16 protein-coding genes are annotated in these 14,312 nt (G+C 69.4%); 6 read left to right on the top strand and 10 right to left on the bottom strand.

Annotation, left to right across the window (positions count from 1 at the left end):
* Positions 1-4 precede the first annotated feature (4 nt).
* From RMO12_RS03520 to RMO12_RS03505, 4 genes are all read right to left on the bottom strand, one after another.
* Complete coding sequence (locus RMO12_RS03520) at positions 5-538, bottom strand: chromate transporter (protein ID WP_309625822.1); 534 nt, start codon at positions 536-538, stop codon at positions 5-7.
* Complete coding sequence (locus RMO12_RS03515) at positions 535-1,125, bottom strand: chromate transporter (protein WP_309638217.1); 591 nt, start codon at positions 1,123-1,125, stop codon at positions 535-537. The genes RMO12_RS03520 and RMO12_RS03515 overlap by 4 nt, the downstream gene beginning before the upstream one ends.
* A gap of 42 nt (positions 1,126-1,167) precedes the next feature.
* On the bottom strand, positions 1,168-1,566 hold the full coding sequence (locus RMO12_RS03510) for a DoxX family protein (protein WP_309638216.1): 399 nt from the start codon (positions 1,564-1,566) through the stop codon (positions 1,168-1,170).
* Positions 1,567-2,001: 435 nt separating this feature from the next.
* Positions 2,002-2,205 carry a cold-shock protein gene (locus RMO12_RS03505; RefSeq protein ID WP_309625838.1) on the bottom strand — a complete coding sequence of 68 codons (204 nt, stop codon included), beginning with the start codon at positions 2,203-2,205 and terminating at the stop codon, positions 2,002-2,004.
* A 248-nt stretch (positions 2,206-2,453) separates the two neighbouring features.
* On the opposite strand from RMO12_RS03505, the gene RMO12_RS03500 reads away from it, so the two are divergent.
* Positions 2,454-2,933: a cupin domain-containing protein gene (locus RMO12_RS03500; RefSeq protein WP_309638215.1), complete on the top strand. Its 480-nt coding sequence runs from the start codon at positions 2,454-2,456 to the stop codon at positions 2,931-2,933.
* A 7-nt stretch (positions 2,934-2,940) separates the two neighbouring features.
* Here the strand turns inward: RMO12_RS03500 and mnmH are convergent, their stop codons facing one another.
* Positions 2,941-3,987 (bottom strand): tRNA 2-selenouridine(34) synthase MnmH, encoded by a 1,047-nt coding sequence (gene mnmH, locus RMO12_RS03495; RefSeq protein WP_309638214.1) that lies wholly within the window; start codon positions 3,985-3,987, stop codon positions 2,941-2,943.
* Positions 3,988-4,067: 80 nt separating this feature from the next.
* Between mnmH and RMO12_RS03490 the strand changes: the two genes are divergently transcribed.
* Both RMO12_RS03490 and RMO12_RS03485 read left to right on the top strand, forming a co-directional pair.
* Positions 4,068-4,337: an RNA-binding S4 domain-containing protein gene (locus tag RMO12_RS03490; RefSeq protein ID WP_309638213.1), complete on the top strand. Its 270-nt coding sequence runs from the start codon at positions 4,068-4,070 to the stop codon at positions 4,335-4,337.
* Between the two features lie 210 nt (positions 4,338-4,547).
* On the top strand, positions 4,548-4,754 hold the full coding sequence (locus tag RMO12_RS03485; RefSeq protein ID WP_309625944.1) for a hypothetical protein: 207 nt from the start codon (positions 4,548-4,550) through the stop codon (positions 4,752-4,754).
* A gap of 204 nt (positions 4,755-4,958) precedes the next feature.
* On the opposite strand, the gene RMO12_RS03480 is transcribed toward RMO12_RS03485, so the two are convergent.
* The 5 genes from RMO12_RS03480 to RMO12_RS03460 all read right to left on the bottom strand — a co-directional run bounded on the left by RMO12_RS03480 (position 4,959) and on the right by RMO12_RS03460 (position 10,894).
* Positions 4,959-5,705 (bottom strand): SDR family NAD(P)-dependent oxidoreductase, encoded by a 747-nt coding sequence (locus tag RMO12_RS03480; RefSeq protein ID WP_309638212.1) that lies wholly within the window; start codon positions 5,703-5,705, stop codon positions 4,959-4,961.
* A 33-nt stretch (positions 5,706-5,738) separates the two neighbouring features.
* Positions 5,739-6,398, bottom strand: a complete 660-nt coding sequence (locus RMO12_RS03475; RefSeq protein WP_309638227.1) for an RluA family pseudouridine synthase — start codon at positions 6,396-6,398, stop codon at positions 5,739-5,741.
* 83 nt (positions 6,399-6,481) lie between these two features.
* Positions 6,482-7,060, bottom strand: a complete 579-nt coding sequence (locus RMO12_RS03470) for a protocatechuate 3,4-dioxygenase (protein ID WP_309638226.1) — start codon at positions 7,058-7,060, stop codon at positions 6,482-6,484.
* 104 nt (positions 7,061-7,164) lie between these two features.
* A complete protein-coding gene (locus RMO12_RS03465; protein WP_309638211.1) occupies positions 7,165-9,189 on the bottom strand; it encodes a prolyl oligopeptidase family serine peptidase in 2,025 nt (674 codons plus the stop codon).
* A 91-nt stretch (positions 9,190-9,280) separates the two neighbouring features.
* Positions 9,281-10,894: a 4-hydroxyphenylacetate 3-hydroxylase N-terminal domain-containing protein gene (locus RMO12_RS03460; RefSeq protein WP_309638210.1), complete on the bottom strand. Its 1,614-nt coding sequence runs from the start codon at positions 10,892-10,894 to the stop codon at positions 9,281-9,283.
* Positions 10,895-10,993: 99 nt separating this feature from the next.
* Here RMO12_RS03460 and RMO12_RS03455 point away from each other — a divergent pair, with 99 nt between their 5' ends.
* From RMO12_RS03455 to RMO12_RS03445, 3 genes are read left to right on the top strand one after another with little or no spacing between them, the layout of a single operon-like run.
* Positions 10,994-11,773, top strand: a complete 780-nt coding sequence (locus tag RMO12_RS03455) for a helix-turn-helix domain-containing protein (RefSeq protein ID WP_309638209.1) — start codon at positions 10,994-10,996, stop codon at positions 11,771-11,773.
* On the top strand, positions 11,770-12,354 hold the full coding sequence (locus RMO12_RS03450; RefSeq protein WP_309638208.1) for an isochorismatase family protein: 585 nt from the start codon (positions 11,770-11,772) through the stop codon (positions 12,352-12,354). Before RMO12_RS03455 ends, RMO12_RS03450 begins: the two co-directional genes overlap by 4 nt.
* Before the next feature lie 10 nt (positions 12,355-12,364).
* The gene (locus tag RMO12_RS03445) at positions 12,365-14,293 is read left to right on the top strand and encodes a propionate--CoA ligase (RefSeq protein WP_309626677.1); all 1,929 of its coding nucleotides are present in this window, start codon (positions 12,365-12,367) and stop codon (positions 14,291-14,293) included.
* Positions 14,294-14,312 lie beyond the last annotated feature (19 nt).

The raw sequence follows: 14,312 nt of genomic DNA, 5'->3' as shown, positions 1-14,312 counted from the left end.
GCCTTCAGACCCAGCCCAGCAGGCCGAGCAGCGCGCCCGCGGTGATCAGCCACAGCAGGTGCAGCCGCGTGCGCCAGACCAGCAGCGCCGCCGCGGCGGTCAGGGTCAGCGAGCGCCATTCGGCCCACGGTGCGGCGAGCAGCCAGCCGGTGGCCGCGAGCAGCGCCAGCGTGACCGGCGCCATGCCCGTCTTGAAGGCGCGCACCGCCCGCCGGTCCTCGCGCGCACGCCCCCAGCGCGTGGCCACCAACGCCAAGGTGGCCGACGGCAGCATGATCCCCAGCAGCGCCGCCGCCGCGCCGGCCAGCCCTGCCGCCTGGAAGCCGAGCAGCGGCACGAACAGCACGTTGGGCCCCGGCGCGGCCTGTGCGATGGCGATCGACGAGGTGAACTGCGCGTCGCTGAGCAAGTGTTGCTCGACGACCATCCAGCGGTGCATCTCCGGCGCGACGCTGATCGCCCCGCCGATCGACAGCAGCGACAGCATCAGGAAGTGGCCGAACAGGCCCAGCAGCGCGGCAGCGTCGATGCCGGTCATGGCACGCGCCCTGCATCGTCGGTGTGCCGCCAAGCCAGTGCAAACGCCAACAGGCCCAGCCCCGGCAACACCCAGACCAGCGGCCAGCGCAGCCATGCAATGGCAATGAAGCAGGCGCTGCCGAGGGCAAGCTGCAGCGGCAGGCCGAGCGCACTGCCGCGCAGCGCCGCCGCCAGCTTGAGCGCGGTGCCGATGATCAGCCCGGCCGCCACCGCGCCCATGCCGCGCAGCGCACCGGCCACCTGCGGCTGGGCGGCGAACTGCGCGTACAGGGCGGTTGCGGCCAGCACGATGACTAGCGGCAGCAGCATCATCCCGGCCAGCGCCGCGAACGCACCGCGCGTGCCGAAGAAGCGGTCGCCGACCATCAGCGCCAGGTTGCACACGTTCGGCCCGGGCAACACCTGCGCCAAGGCGAGCGACTCGACAAACTCCGGCTTGCTCAACCAGCGACGGTCTTCGCACAGGCCGCGCTGCGCCACGGCCAGCACGCCGCCGAAACCCTGCAGCGCGATGGCGGTGAAGGCGTTGAAGAGTTCGGTGCAGGAGGCGGGCCGCTCGAGCGGTGGTAGATCGTCAGCGGGCATGCGGCGATGGTAGTGGCCGCATGTCTTGGCGCGCAGCTTGCCTCAAGCCTTGTCGATCGCCTTGGGCCCCGCACCGAAAGCGACGATGAACAGCAGGCCGCCGACGATGGCCAGGTTCTTGAAGAAATTGATCTGCTGCGCCATCACCTGCTCGGGCGGCACGGCCCAGAAGTTGTGGAACAACACGCCGGCAGCGAGCGTGAACAGCGCCAGCCCCAGCGCTGCCCAGCGCGCCTTGAAGCCCACCAGCAGCGCAAGGCCCAGGCCCAGTTCGACCACCACGGCGATCACCGCAGCGACGGTCGGCATCGGCAAGCCCTTGGACGCGATGTAGCCCACCGTCCCGGCAAAGCCGGTGAGCTTGCTGATGCCGGCCGGAATGAACAGCAGGGCGATCAGGAGGCGCCCGATGAGCGGGCCGAATTGCTGGAAAAAATTCATGGCGTTCCTTGGAAAAGTGGTTGAGCCTCGCGCTGCCAGCGGCCGCGAGGCCCGCGCAGGCTAGCACCGCAAGCTTGACCCGGTCGAGCCACGGCTCGTGCCGATCGGCCTGGACGCGCCGACACGCTGCTACAGGCCGCGCAAGAAAAAGCGTCGCAGGCCCGAAGGCCTGCGACGCCAGGTTTTCGCGGTGGACCGCGACGGGAGCCGCGGATGCGCTAAGCGCCGAACGCAAACGTCGGGGGCACGAACGGCGGGGGCTCGTCAGGCACGTCGATCGTCGACTCTGCACTGCTCGTCGCGATGTCGTAGATGCCGCGACCGATCGCTGCGCGCACGGCGCGCAAGCTGAGCGTCGGTGACGAACGAGATCTCCAAAAACAAAAAACGCGGCCGAAGCCGCGTTTTCCGTTCAGGCGAAAACCGCTCGCTTGATTACAGCGGCTTGATGTTCGCAGCCTGCGGGCCCTTTTGGCCTTGCTTGACTTCGAACTCGACGCGCTGGTTCTCCTGCAGGGTCTTGAAACCGCTGCCGGTGATGTCGCGGAAATGCGCGAAAACGTCAGCACCGCCGCCGTCTTGCGCAATGAAGCCGAAGCCCTTGGCTTCGTTGAACCACTTCACTGTTCCAGTTTGCACGCTCATAACATTCCTATCGATCGATAAAAGTAGCGCGGCGACATGCCGTGCCCTGCAGAGACACTCAAGCAACGCTACTAGGGGGGTGGAACGAGACGGCCAGCGGAACCGCTGGCCGGATTGAACAAACCTCGAAGGACCACGTGTTGCGCATATCTACGGAGCCAGTGTAGCCGATCGTTTCATGCCCTTGCAGCCCGATGACAATGCGTCGTGTCGCCGCCACCGCGGCCGTGAAGGATTGCCGCATGAGTGAGAGCCCCTCGCCGCACGAGATCCGGTGGCAGCACGATGGCGTGCGCGTCGTCGGCGCCGACCGGCTCGATGCCAACACCGCCCAGACGCCGGGAATGGATCGCAAGGCGGCCATCAACTTCGCGCGGGTCGGCGCGCAAAGGCTGTGGGCCGGCACCGTCCACATCCACGCGAACGCCAAGACCGGCGCGCATCACCACGGCCCGCTCGAAAGCGTCATTTACGTCATCAAGGGGCGTGCGCGCATGCGCTGGGGCGAGCGGCTCGAGTTCACCGCGGAAGCCGGGCCGGGCGACTTCATCTACGTGCCGCCGTTCGTGCCGCACCAGGAGATCAACGCGAGTCGCGACGAAGTGCTCGAATGCGTGCTGGTGCGAAGCAGCGGCGAGGCGGTGGCCATCAACCTGGACATCGAGCCCGTCGAGAAGCCCGAGACCGTGCGCTGGGTCGACCCGACGCATCCCAACGGCTGAGCGGCGCTCAGCGCTGGGCCAGCCGCCGGGCCAGCGCTTCGATGCCGGCCGCCGCCAAGTCGTCGGTCGCCACGCGCAGCGCCTGACCCAGCTGCGCGAAGTTGCGGCCCTGCGAGCGGGCGTAGAGCGGGTCGTAATGCCGCAGCATCAATTGTTCGAACAGCGGCGCCAGCTCGCGTGCCAGCGCCCAGGTCTGCCACTGCGCCAGCAGTTCGCCCGGTAACAGGCCGTGCAGCAGGCCGAGCTTGGCGTGCAGGCGCTCGGGGTCGTCGCCCAGCCAGGCGTAGTCGCGCAGCAGGTAGGCCAGGCGGGCGGCGGGTGTCGCTTCGATATCGACCACCGGGCTCGAACGCAGCGCCAGCAGCAGCGGCTCGGGCACGGTGATGCGGCCGATCTTGCGGCTCTCGGCCTCGACCCAGATCTCGCGCTCGAGGTCCAGGCCAGAGAGCGCCGTGGCGAGCTGGGTCTCGAAGCCCTTTTGCGACGGTTGCTCGATGTCGGGCAGCCCGCCCAGCACCGAACCGCGGTGCGCGGCCAGCGCTTCGAGGTCCAGCACCTGCTCGCCCAGCCGACCGAGTGCCTGCAGCACGCGCGTCTTGGCGCTGCCAGTGGGGCCGCAGATCACGCGCAGCTTCAGCCGCGGCGCGAACGCGGCGATGCGCTCGATGACCTGCGTGCGCCAGGCCTTGTAGCCGCCCTGCAACTGCTGGGCGTCCCATCCGACCAGGCGCAGCCAGGTGACGAAGCTGCCGCTGCGCAGGCCGCCGCGCCAGCAGTAGACGAGTGGGCGCCACGGTTTGGGCCGCGTGCGAAAGCCCGCGCTTTCGAGGTGGCTCGCGATGTTGCGCGCCACCATCGCCCCGCCGAGCCTGCGCGCCTCGAAGGCGGATGACTGCTTGTAGAGCGTGCCGACGGTGTGCCTTTCGTCGTCGCCGAGCACCGGGCAGTTGATGGCGCCGGGCAAGTGGTCGAGCGCGAACTCGGCGGGCGAGCGCACGTCGATGAGGGTGTCGAACGCGGCCAGATCATTGACGGTGGCAAGGCGCTGGTTCAACGGCGGCGCTCGGTTCGGGCGGACACTGGCGGAATGCTGAAATTCATCCTCCCGATTGTCGGCGAGCGCGCCGTGTCCTCATGAATCGCATCGACTTCTCCCTGCGCGGCGAGCACATCACGCTGGACGCGCTGCTCAAGGCCACCGGCCTGGCGACGAGCGGCGGCGCGGCCAAGCAACTCATCGCTGCCGGCAAGGTGCAGGTCGACGGGCAAGAGGAACGGCGGCGTGGCGCCAAGCTGCGCGCCGGGCAGGTGGTGGCGGTGCAGGGCACGCGCGTACACCTCTTGGTCGGCGACCCGCACGGCGACCCGCACGGCGACGCCGAAGGCCGCGCGTCGGTTCGTTAGCGCGCGCCTTCTCGGCGTCGTCGCGCAGTGCCGTCAATCGTTCGGTCCAATGGACGGGGGTCGCTTTGCGAAGCGTGCGCAGGCGATTCGTCGCGGTCATGCGCAATTCATCCCGCCCGTGCCGTCGTTTGTCGCCCCGCATGGCGCTGCGCACGGATGCCGCGCATACTGCTTTCAGCGCAGACATCGACGACCTTTCGAGGAGACGACATGAGCATCAACAAGACCCCGCTGATTGCCGCCGTTGCTGCCGTGCTGGGCAGCAGCGTGCAGTTCGGCGGCATTGCCTTGTTCGACAGCGCGGCGCGCGCAAAGGTCACCTTGCTCGAGCGGGTCGTGGTGAACGGCAGACGCCTGGCCGCGGCGCCCGCGTCAGAGCAAGTCGCCGTCGTCGGCACCGGAGTGCGCAGCGGCTGAGACCCAGCCAAGGCTGCACACCAGCGGGATCAGACTCCCCCGCTGCTTGGCCGCACCAGGCCTGTGCCCCGTGCGGCCTTTTTGCGCCTGCGGCCTTCGCGTTGATGCGTCCCACGGCGCCGCCAGCTCGGCGCCTGTTCGCGGGCGGTTTCGCTTTCTCCGTCGCCGCTGTTCGGGAGAGGGCGATGTCGTGTGGCCTACCCCTCACGCGTCGCGCACGTCGGCCACCGGCTGGCGGCCGAAGTCCGCGCGCTGCAGGTAGGCCAGCAGTCGGCGTGCGGTGGCAGCCGGCGCGTCGAGCTGGCCGCGTTGCTTCATTTCGACGAACAGCGCATGGTCGGGGAAACCGGCCGGGTCGCTGCCGCGCAGCGCGGTCTGCATGTCCGTGTCGATCACACCGGGCGCGATGGAGACGACCCGTGCGCCGCCTTCGAGCGCGAGTGCGCGCGTGGCATGGTCGAGCCCGGCCTTCACCGCGCAATAGGCCACCTGCGCAGCCATCGGCTGGCGTCCCAGGCCGGATGAAATATTAAGGACCTTGCGCGTGGCAGCCCAGCCGCGTGTGGCACGCAGGAAACCGGCGGTCAGCAGCAAGGGCGCCTCGAGCCCGACACGCACGACGCGTGACAGCTCGGTCGCGTCGCTGGCCTCGAGCAAGGCGATGCGCGGCAGTGCGGCGGCGTTGTTGATGAGCGTGGCGCTCGCGAAATGCGCGCCGTCCTGCGCCGCCAGCCAGACGCCGAGCCGAGCCGCCGCCGCCAGTGGATCGGCCAGGTCGACCGGCCATTGCTCGCAGCGCGTGCCGGCGGCGCGCGCCAGTGCGTCGAGCTTCGGATGCGGGGTGCGAGACAGGCCGAGCAGCGTCGTGCCGGCTTGCTGCACCAGTTGCTCGGCCAGCGCGGCGCCGAGCCCGCGCGATGCACCGGTGAGGATGTAGAGCGATTCGGTCATGACTTTATTTCCTTCGAGGCCAGGTGCGACCGCTCAGAACGGCACGGGCGACACGAAACGCAGCGGCTGACCGCCGAGCGGATGGGCGAACGCGAGTTCGCTCGCGTGCAGCAGCAGGCGCAGTGACTCGTCGCACACCGCCTGCGGCGTGTACAAGGCGTCGCCGAGGATCGGATGGCCGATCGATTGCAGGTGGACGCGCAGTTGGTGCGAACGGCCGGTGACGGGCTCCAGTTCGACGCGCGTGGTGCCGTGCTCGCCATCGTGGCCGAGCACGCGCCAGTGCGTCACCGACGGCTTGCCGTGCTCGCGGTCGACCTGCTGGCGCGGGCGTCTGGGCCAGTCGGCGCCGAGCGGTGCATCGATCGAGCCGCGCTCGGGCGCGAGCCGCCCGGCGACGACCGCGACGTAGCGCTTGCCAACCGTGCGCGCGGCGAAGGCGCGACTGAGCGCGCGCTGCGCCTCGGTGCCGCGGGCGAACAGCAGCAGCCCGGAGGTGGCCTGGTCGAGCCGGTGGACCACGAGTGCATCGGGCCATGCGGCCTGCACGCGGGCCGCCAGGCAGTCGCGCTTGGCTTCGCCGCGGCCCGGCACGGCCAGCAGGCCGGCGGGCTTGTCGACGACGATGAAGGCAGCGTCGACGGCGACGACCTGCAGCGCCGCGTCGCTGGCGGCGCCCGGCGCTTCTGCCATGACGGTCGCGAGGCCGTGCAGGCTCGTCAAAGTACCTTCGTGCTGCGCACTCCGGTATTCGCCCTTCGGGCGGCCGTGCGTGCTCATGCCGCCACGACGATCGGGAACCGCGCCTGCAGCGCGCCGTCGGCGAGCTGCCTGAACGCCACTGTCAGCGCGGCCCGGTCGGTGGGGTCGCGCAGGCTCTGCCACAGGCCGTCGCGCGCATTGCCGGGTTCGTCCTCGACGTAGACCTGCGTGGTGAGCAGCTCGCGCGCAGCCAGGCGCACCTTCACATGGATGTGCGGCGTGCGGCCGCTGTAGGGCGCCGGGCGCAGGGTGTGAAAGCGGTAGCGCCCGTCGGCGTCGACCATGACATGGCCGAAGCCCTGGAAGTCGGGGTCGGCCGCGTCGCCATCGCCCGGGTGGTGGTAGTGGCCTGCGCGGTCGCACTGCCAGATCTCGACCCGGGCGCCGCGCACCGGCCGGCCTTGGAGGTCGGTGACCTGGCCTTCGAGCCATGTCGCCTGACCTTGCGCGGCGCTGCGGGTGCCTACCCTCATCAGATCGCCGTCGCTGTCGGTCGGGAGCTGGCGCGGATAGAACGGCCCTTCGGTTTGCGACGGCGTCAGGCGGCGCGCCGAGGGCGCGGCCGCGCGCACGCCGGGCAGCAGCGCCGGCATCGCCAGCCAGGCGACGATGCCGCAGCTGCGGTGGAGCAGGCGTCGGCGCGAGCGGGTGGTGCCCATGGGATCCTCGAGTTTCAGGCGGTTCGTGTCGGACGTGTTCACTTCAGCAGCGTCTGCTCCAGGAAGCGGATCGTCGCGTAGAACTGGAAGTCTGCGTTCTCCTTGCGGGCAAAGCCGTGGCCTTCGTTCTCGGCGCGCAGGTACCACACCGGCACGCCCGTCTGGCGCACGCGCGCGACGATCTGCTCGGCCTCGGTCCAGGGCACGCGTGGGTCGTTCTTGCCCTGCACCACGAACAGCGGCTGTTTGATCTTGTCGGCGTTGCGCAGCGGCGAAATGCGCTCGAAGAAGGCGCGCATTTCTGGTTCGCGCTCGTCGCCGTACTCGGCGCGGCGCAGGTCGCGGCGGTAGCTCTCGGTGTTGGCGAGGAAGCTCACGAAGTCGGAAATGCCGACGATGTCGATCGCGCCGGCAATGCGCTCGGCGAAATGCACGCTCGCGGCCAGGCTCATGTAGCCGCCGTAGCTTCCCCCGGTGACGAGCACGCGCGCGGCGTCGAGTTCGGGCTGCGCGGCGATCCAGTCGAGCAGTGTGCCGAGGTCCTTGACCGCGTCTTCGCGCTTCATACCGTTGTCGAGCGTGAGGAAGGTCTTGCCGTAGCCGGCGGAGCCGCGCACGTTGGGCTGCACGATGGCGATGCCCAACTCGTTGACGAGGTAGTTCCAGCGCCCCATGAAGCCGAGCGTGGCCTGCGCCTCGGGGCCGCCATGCACCAGCACGACGACCGGGCGTTTGCCGGCAAATCGCGACGGCGTGGGCGTGTAGACGGCCGACATTGCCAGGCCGTCGAAGCTCTTCCAGCGCACGATGCGCTGATCGGCAAAGCCCTTCGTGTCCACGCCCGGCGGCGCCTGCGGCTCGGTCCAGGTCGCGACAGTGGCGCTGGCCAGGTCGAGCGAATGCAGCTGGTTGGGGCCTTGGGCGCTGTCGATCGCGAGCGCGAGTTGCCCGCTGTTGCGGTGAAAGCGTGCCGTGTTGATGCTGCCCTTCGGAAGTCTTGCAAGCGCTGGCACCGCTTGCTCGCGCAGCGTCTGTGCGTCGATGAGGCGCAGTTCCTCGCGGCCGTCGGCGTTGACGCGCAGCGCCAGCAGGCGGCCGTCGTCGCTGAGATCGGCGCTCGCCACGTCCCACGGAATGTGCGCGGTGATGCGCTGCAAGGCACCGCTGGCCAGGTCATGCAGCATCAACTCGCGGAACTCGCCCGCGCGGTCGCTGAGCACGAACAGGCCCGAGCCGTCGCGCCGCCAGCCGACGGTGTAGTGCGCCGCGCGCACCGACTCGCCCGGCGTCGGCAGCAACTGCCTTGCCTTGCCGTCGGCCAGCGCCACCTGCCAGATGCGCGACTCGCTGGCCGAGCGGTAGTCGATCAGCGCGAGCTGCCGGTCGTCCCACGACACCGCGCCGCCGAACCAGCCGGTGCCGGGCAGCTCAGCGAGCTTGCGCCGGTCTTCGGGCTTCATCGGGTCGATGAGCCACAGCGTCGTTGCCGGCGCGCTGCGCGTGCCGCCCTCGGCGGTGCGGTCCAGCGGCACGGCGCTGTAGATCAGCTCGGAGCGGCCGTGCAGCCAGCCCAGCATCTGGTGGCGCTCGTCGGGGTGGGTCAGCAGCGTGACGGCGCGCGTGTCCAGGTCCAGGCGGTAGAGCTGGTGCGCCTCGTTGCCGCCGCTGCTGCGCGAAAACACCACGTAGCGGCCGCCCTGCGGTTCGTAGCTGGCCTCGTTGACCGGATCGGTGAAATCGGTCAGTTGCTCGGGCGCGGCCATCGGGCCGTTGATGCGAAACAGCTGCTCGGTGTTGGCGCCGGCCTTGCGGTGCGCCACCAGCATTTCATTTCGCGTCGGGTGCCAGTCGGCGAAACCGTGGCCGCGAAAGTCGGTGTATTTCTCGACCTGGCGCACCAGCGACATCGGAATTGGCGGTATGCCCTGCAACACCAGGTTCTCGTTGGGCAGCAAGGTGCCGGCGTCGGGTGAACTCGCCTGGCGCGCCGGGCCGGCGCAGGCGGTGAGCAGTGCAGCAGCGAGCAGCGCGAGCGCGCGGCGCAGGGGAAAGGTGTTTTTCATCGTGGCGGGGCGGTGGCCGGGGATGGCAACAGGCAGCCGACGGTGGCCGGCCCCGGGCATTCTTGCCCAAGGCTTGCCGCCCTTGCCGCTGCTAGCCCTTGCGCTGCTGCGGCAGCGCCACCATCACCGCCTGTCCGGGCACCGTGCAGCCGGTGTCGCAGCAACGGCCGGGCTGGCGGTTGCTGGTGATTGCGCGTGCCCCGTCGGCGTCGTTGGCCTGGAGCACGCCGCGCTCGAGCAAGCGCTCGACCAGCTCGACCTTGCTGCCCACCGGGTAGTTGCGCCAGATCTCCTGCTTCATCGCCGCCGGCGAGCCGCCGCCGTGCAGGCTGATGACCGAGTACCAGCCGCCCTGGTAGGACGCGGTCAGGTCCTCGATGAAGCGTGCCACCTCGATGCGCTTGTCGTAGGGCACCGCAGGATTGGCGCGCAGCACCTCGGCCAGCGTGGCCGCCGTGGCCGGGTTGTGGTCTTCGTCCGGCCCCGGCAGCGCCACGATCAGCCCGCCCGAGACTTCATGCGCCAGCCGGTGCATGTCGTAGATCTGGGTGGCCAGCAGCAGCTTGCCGATGTTGGCGAACACCGGCTCGGGCATGAAGTTGCCGTAATGCGGGTCGCGTGTGGCGTAGACGCTCGCGGCCACGCCGCAGGCATAGAAGCCCTCGGTGATCTTGATCAGTTCGACCATCGGGTCGCGCAGAGTGCTCTTCTCGCCGGGGTCGAAGCCGTTGGCTTCGCACATCAGCGCACCGGCGCCGATCAGCAGGTCGCCGAAACCGGCGCGCGCGCCGATGCAGCTGTGGCGGTGGTGGGTGGCGTAGCTGTAGGTGAGCGTGCCGCTGTGCTCCCATTCCCCAGCGTAGAACACGCGCTCCCAGGGCACCAACACCTTGTCGAAGATCACCACGCCGGTCGACTGCCCGTAGCGGCGCGAGAACAGGGCGGCACCGTGCTCGAGCTTCTCGCCGGGCCGGCCCGCCGGGCGGGCGACGATGGTGATGCCGGCGGCGTCGACCGGCACCGCGCAGCAGACCGCGAAGTCGGCGTCCTCTTGGCCCATGTTGCGGCAGGGCATGACCAGCAACTCGTGCATGTAGGGCGCGCCGGTGACGATGGCCTTGGTGCCCGAGATGACGATGCCCTTGGCGCTGCGCTCCACCACATGCACATAGGTGTCGGGGTTGGCCTGCTCGTGCGGGCGCTTGCTGCGGTCGCCCTTGGCGTCGGTCATCGCAATGCCGAGCGAGAGGTCGTTGTCCTGCGCGTGCTGCAAGTAGGCCTCGAAGCGTGCGCGGTGCTCGGTGCTGCCGCGCGCGTCGTCGATGCGCGCGCTGACCTGGGCCAGCGCGTTGAGCGCGTCGTGCGCCAGGTAGCGCTGCGCGCAGCCGGTTTCCTGGCACAGCAGGCGCACCGCTTCGAGCTTGTTGAGCAGGTCGCCGGCCGATTCATTGACATGCAGCATGCGCGGCACGGTGCGTCCGCGGCTGGCCTGCAGAGCCGTCATGAGCGGCGCAACCGCGGCGTCGCGCGCCGCGTCGTAGGTGTAGGCCAGGGCGTTGATGCCGGGTTGCAGCGAGCGCGCGTCGGCGACCGAGTCGATGCGCTGGCCGTCCACGTAGACGGTGGGCTTGTAGCGGCGCAGCGAGTCGCGGTAGTCGGCGCCCGACATGAAGGGAGTGGCCGGGGTGGGCGGGGCAAGGTGCATGGTCGGTCTCCGACGGGGGCGGTGAAGGGCTCGGTCAGCAGCGCGGAAAACGAGTGGAACTCAGGGCAATTGCGGATAATTTGAACACTGTTCAATTCAATGCTCAAGCGTATATTCGCCAGCATGGTCAAGCTTGCCGAAAAGCCTTTGCCCGCGTTGGCCGACGCGGTGGGCGCCGCGCGTGCCTTACCGTCCACACGACCGCGCCGGGACGCACCGCGCGCTGCGCTACAGCGCGACGACCCGCGCGGCACCCGTCAACGCGCCATGGCCGACGCGCGCCGCGCGCTGGTGCTCGACGCCGCGCGTGCCGCCTTCTTCGAGCTGGGTCTCGAAGGTGCCAGCATCCGCGAGATCGCCAAGCGCGCCGGCTACACGCCCGGCGCCATCTACAGCTACTTTGCCAGCAAGGAAGAGGTCTACGGCGCGCTGCTGGGCGAATCGCTCGAGCGGCTCAACGCCAGTGTCGAGGCGGCCTGCGCTGCCGCGGGCGACGAGCCGGTGGCGCGGCTGGGCGCTGCGGCAGCGTCGGTGTTCGCCTTCTACCGCGACAACGCGCGCGACCTCGATCTGGGCTTCTACCTGTTCCAGGGCATGCAGCCGCGCGGCCTCACGCGCGCGCTCAACGAGCGGCTCAATGCACGCCTTCGCGACGCGCTCGATCCCGCCCGGCTGGCCTTGCAGCGCCTGGGCCTGGCGCCGACCGCGGCGCAGGCCGACGTCACCGCGCTGTTTGCCCACAGCGTGGGGCTGCTCCTGCTCAGCCACACGGGCCGCATTCGCATGTTCCGGCAGGATCCGCAGGCGCTGTTCGACGCCTACCTCGCCGCACTGGTGGCCCGCGTGGCGCCGCGCCGGCGCATCAGGAGGGCGGCATGACGACCGTGGAGCGGAGCGCGCAGCACGAAGCGACCTTGATGAACGCCGAGCGCAGCGTGCTGCTGCTGGTGGATTACCAGCAGCGCCTGCTGCCCGCCATCCACGAGGGCGAGCGCGTCGTCGCCGAAGCCGCTCGCCTGGCCGACGCGGCGCACGAACTCGGCGTTCCGGTGCTGGGCACCGAGCAGAACCCGGCCGGGCTCGGCCCCAACACCGAGGCGCTGCGTCGGCGCTGCTCGAGCACGCTCGCAAAAATGCATTTCGACGCCTGCGAAGACGGTCTGCTCCAGCTGCTGCAAACGGCCGCCCCCGGTCGCAGCGATATCGTCGTCGCCGGCTGCGAGGCGCATGTTTGCCTGCTGCAGACGACACTCGGGCTGCTGCGCGCCGGCCACCGCGTCTGGGTGGTGGCCGGCGCCTGCGGCTCGCGCTCGCCGCACGACCACGCGCTGGCCATGCAGCGCCTGCAGCAGGCCGCATGCGTGATTGTCAGCACCGAGATGGTGGTGTTTGAATGGCTGCAGCACTGCCGCCACGAGCGCTTCAAGCCGGTGCTGGCCTTGCTGAAAGGCAAGCCGTGAAGAATGAGCCCTGAAGAACGAGCAACAAACGGAGACCGACCCGATGGACTACGCAAGCTTCTACCGCCGCTCGATCGACGAGCCCGAGGCCTTCTGGGCCGAGCAGGCCGCGCTGATCGACTGGCAGCGCCCGTTCGATCAGGTGCTCGACAACGCCAACCCGCCCTTCAGTCGCTGGTTCGTCGGCGGCACCACCAACCTGTGCCACAACGCGGTCGACCGGCACCTGAAAGACCGCGGCGACCAGAACGCGTTGATCTACGTCTCCACCGAAGTCGACCAGGAAAAGGCCTACAGCTTCCGTGAACTGCACGTCGAGGTGCAGCGCATGGCGGCCATCTTGCTCGGCCTCGGTGTCAAGCAGGGCGACCGCGTGCTGATCTACATGCCGATGATTCCCGAGGCGGCGTTCGCCATGCTGGCGTGTACGCGCATCGGCGCCATCCATTCGGTGGTGTTCGGCGGCTTTGCCAGCGTGAGCCTGGCCAGCCGGATCGAGGACGCCGAGCCCGCGCTGATCATCAGCGCCGACGCCGGCTCGCGCGCCGGCAAGGTGCTGGCCTACAAGCCGCTGCTCGACGAGGCCCTGCGCCTCTCGAGACACAAGCCGGCCAAGGTGCTGCTGGTCGACCGGGGCCTCGCGCCGATGGAGCGCGTGGCCGGCCGCGACGCCGACTACGCCCCGCTGCGCGAGCAACACATGAACGCCAGCGTGCCCTGCGTCTGGTTGGAAAGCACCCACCCGAGCTACACCATCTACACCAGCGGCACCACCGGCACGCCCAAGGGCGTGCAGCGCGACACCGGCGGCTACGCGGTGGCGCTGGCGGCGAGCATCAAGCACATCTTCTGCGGTCAGCCGGGCGAGACTTTCTTCTCCACCAGCGACATCGGCTGGGTGGTCGGCCACAGCTACATCGTCTACGGCCCGCTGATCGCCGGCATGGCCAGCATCTTCTACGAGGGCCTGCCGATCCGCCCGGACGCGGCGGTGTGGTGGAGCCTGGTCGAGAAGTACAAGGTCACCGCCATGTTCAGCGCGCCGACCGCGGTGCGCGTGCTCAGGAAGCAGGACCCGACCGCGCTCGAGAAGCACGACCTCAGCTCCCTGCGCGCGCTGTTCCTGGCCGGCGAGCCGCTCGACGAGCCGACCGCGCAATGGATCTCCGGCGCCCTGAACGTGCCCATCGTCGACAACTACTGGCAGACCGAATCCGGCTGGCCCATCCTCACCGTGGCCAACGGCGTCGAGAAAACGCGCTCCAAATTCGGCAGCCCCGGCATCCCGATGTACGGCTACCAGGTCAAGCTGCTCGACGAGACGAGCGGCGAAGAACTGACCGGCGCCAACCAGAAGGGCGTGGTGGTGATCGAGGGGCCGCTGCCGCCGGGCTTCATGCAGACGGTGTGGCGCGACGACGCGCGCTTCGTCAACACCTACTGGAAGAGCGTGCCGGGGAAGATGGTCTACAGCACCTTCGACTGGGGCATTCGCGACGAAGACGGCTATTACTTCATCCTCGGGCGCACCGACGACGTCATCAACGTCGCCGGCCACCGCCTGGGCACCCGCGAAATCGAGGAGAGCATCTCCAGCCACCCCAACGTGGCCGAGGTTGCGGTGGTGGGCGTGGCCGACGCGCTCAAGGGCCAGGTCGCGATGGCCTTCGTGATCGCCAAGGACGCGTCGGCGCTGGGCGACCCCGCGGCCCGCCTGAAGCTCGAAGGCGACATCATGAAGACCGTCGACCAGCAACTCGGTGCCGTGGCCCGGCCTTCGCGCGTTCACTTTGTCTCACTGCTGCCCAAGACGCGCTCGGGCAAGGTGCTGCGCCGCGCGCTCCAGGCGGTGGCCGAGGGGCGTGACCCGGGTGACCTCACGACCATGGAAGACCCGGTCGCGCTGCAGCTGATCAAGGAGCTGCTGCATCCGCACTGATGCGCGCCGCGTCGGTCAG

The sequence above is a fragment of the Methylibium sp. genome (assembly GCF_031393925.1).
GTDB lineage: Bacteria > Pseudomonadota > Gammaproteobacteria > Burkholderiales > Burkholderiaceae_C > Methylibium.
Note: the sequence above shows the minus strand (reverse complement) of the source record. Positions and strands in the feature narration are given on the sequence as shown.

Bases quoted from the DNA above. Each gene is read 5' to 3' on its own strand.
- RMO12_RS03450 (WP_309638208.1), top strand. From the start codon at position 11,770: ATGACGACCGTGGAGCGGAGCGCGCAGCACGAAGCGACCTTGATGAAC.
- RMO12_RS03465 (WP_309638211.1), bottom strand. From the start codon at position 9,189: ATGAAAAACACCTTTCCCCTGCGCCGCGCGCTCGCGCTGCTCGCTGCT.
- RMO12_RS03515 (WP_309638217.1), bottom strand. From the start codon at position 1,125: ATGCCCGCTGACGATCTACCACCGCTCGAGCGGCCCGCCTCCTGCACC.
- RMO12_RS03510 (WP_309638216.1), bottom strand. From the start codon at position 1,566: ATGAATTTTTTCCAGCAATTCGGCCCGCTCATCGGGCGCCTCCTGATC.
- RMO12_RS03475 (WP_309638227.1), bottom strand. From the start codon at position 6,398: ATGGCAGAAGCGCCGGGCGCCGCCAGCGACGCGGCGCTGCAGGTCGTC.
- RMO12_RS03455 (WP_309638209.1), top strand. From the start codon at position 10,994: ATGCTCAAGCGTATATTCGCCAGCATGGTCAAGCTTGCCGAAAAGCCT.
- RMO12_RS03460 (WP_309638210.1), bottom strand. From the start codon at position 10,894: ATGCACCTTGCCCCGCCCACCCCGGCCACTCCCTTCATGTCGGGCGCC.
- RMO12_RS03470 (WP_309638226.1), bottom strand. From the start codon at position 7,060: ATGCCGGCGCTGCTGCCCGGCGTGCGCGCGGCCGCGCCCTCGGCGCGC.
- RMO12_RS03485 (WP_309625944.1), top strand. From the start codon at position 4,548: ATGAGCATCAACAAGACCCCGCTGATTGCCGCCGTTGCTGCCGTGCTG.
- RMO12_RS03490 (WP_309638213.1), top strand. From the start codon at position 4,068: ATGAATCGCATCGACTTCTCCCTGCGCGGCGAGCACATCACGCTGGAC.
- RMO12_RS03480 (WP_309638212.1), bottom strand. From the start codon at position 5,705: ATGACCGAATCGCTCTACATCCTCACCGGTGCATCGCGCGGGCTCGGC.
- RMO12_RS03500 (WP_309638215.1), top strand. From the start codon at position 2,454: ATGAGTGAGAGCCCCTCGCCGCACGAGATCCGGTGGCAGCACGATGGC.
- RMO12_RS03520 (WP_309625822.1), bottom strand. From the start codon at position 538: ATGACCGGCATCGACGCTGCCGCGCTGCTGGGCCTGTTCGGCCACTTC.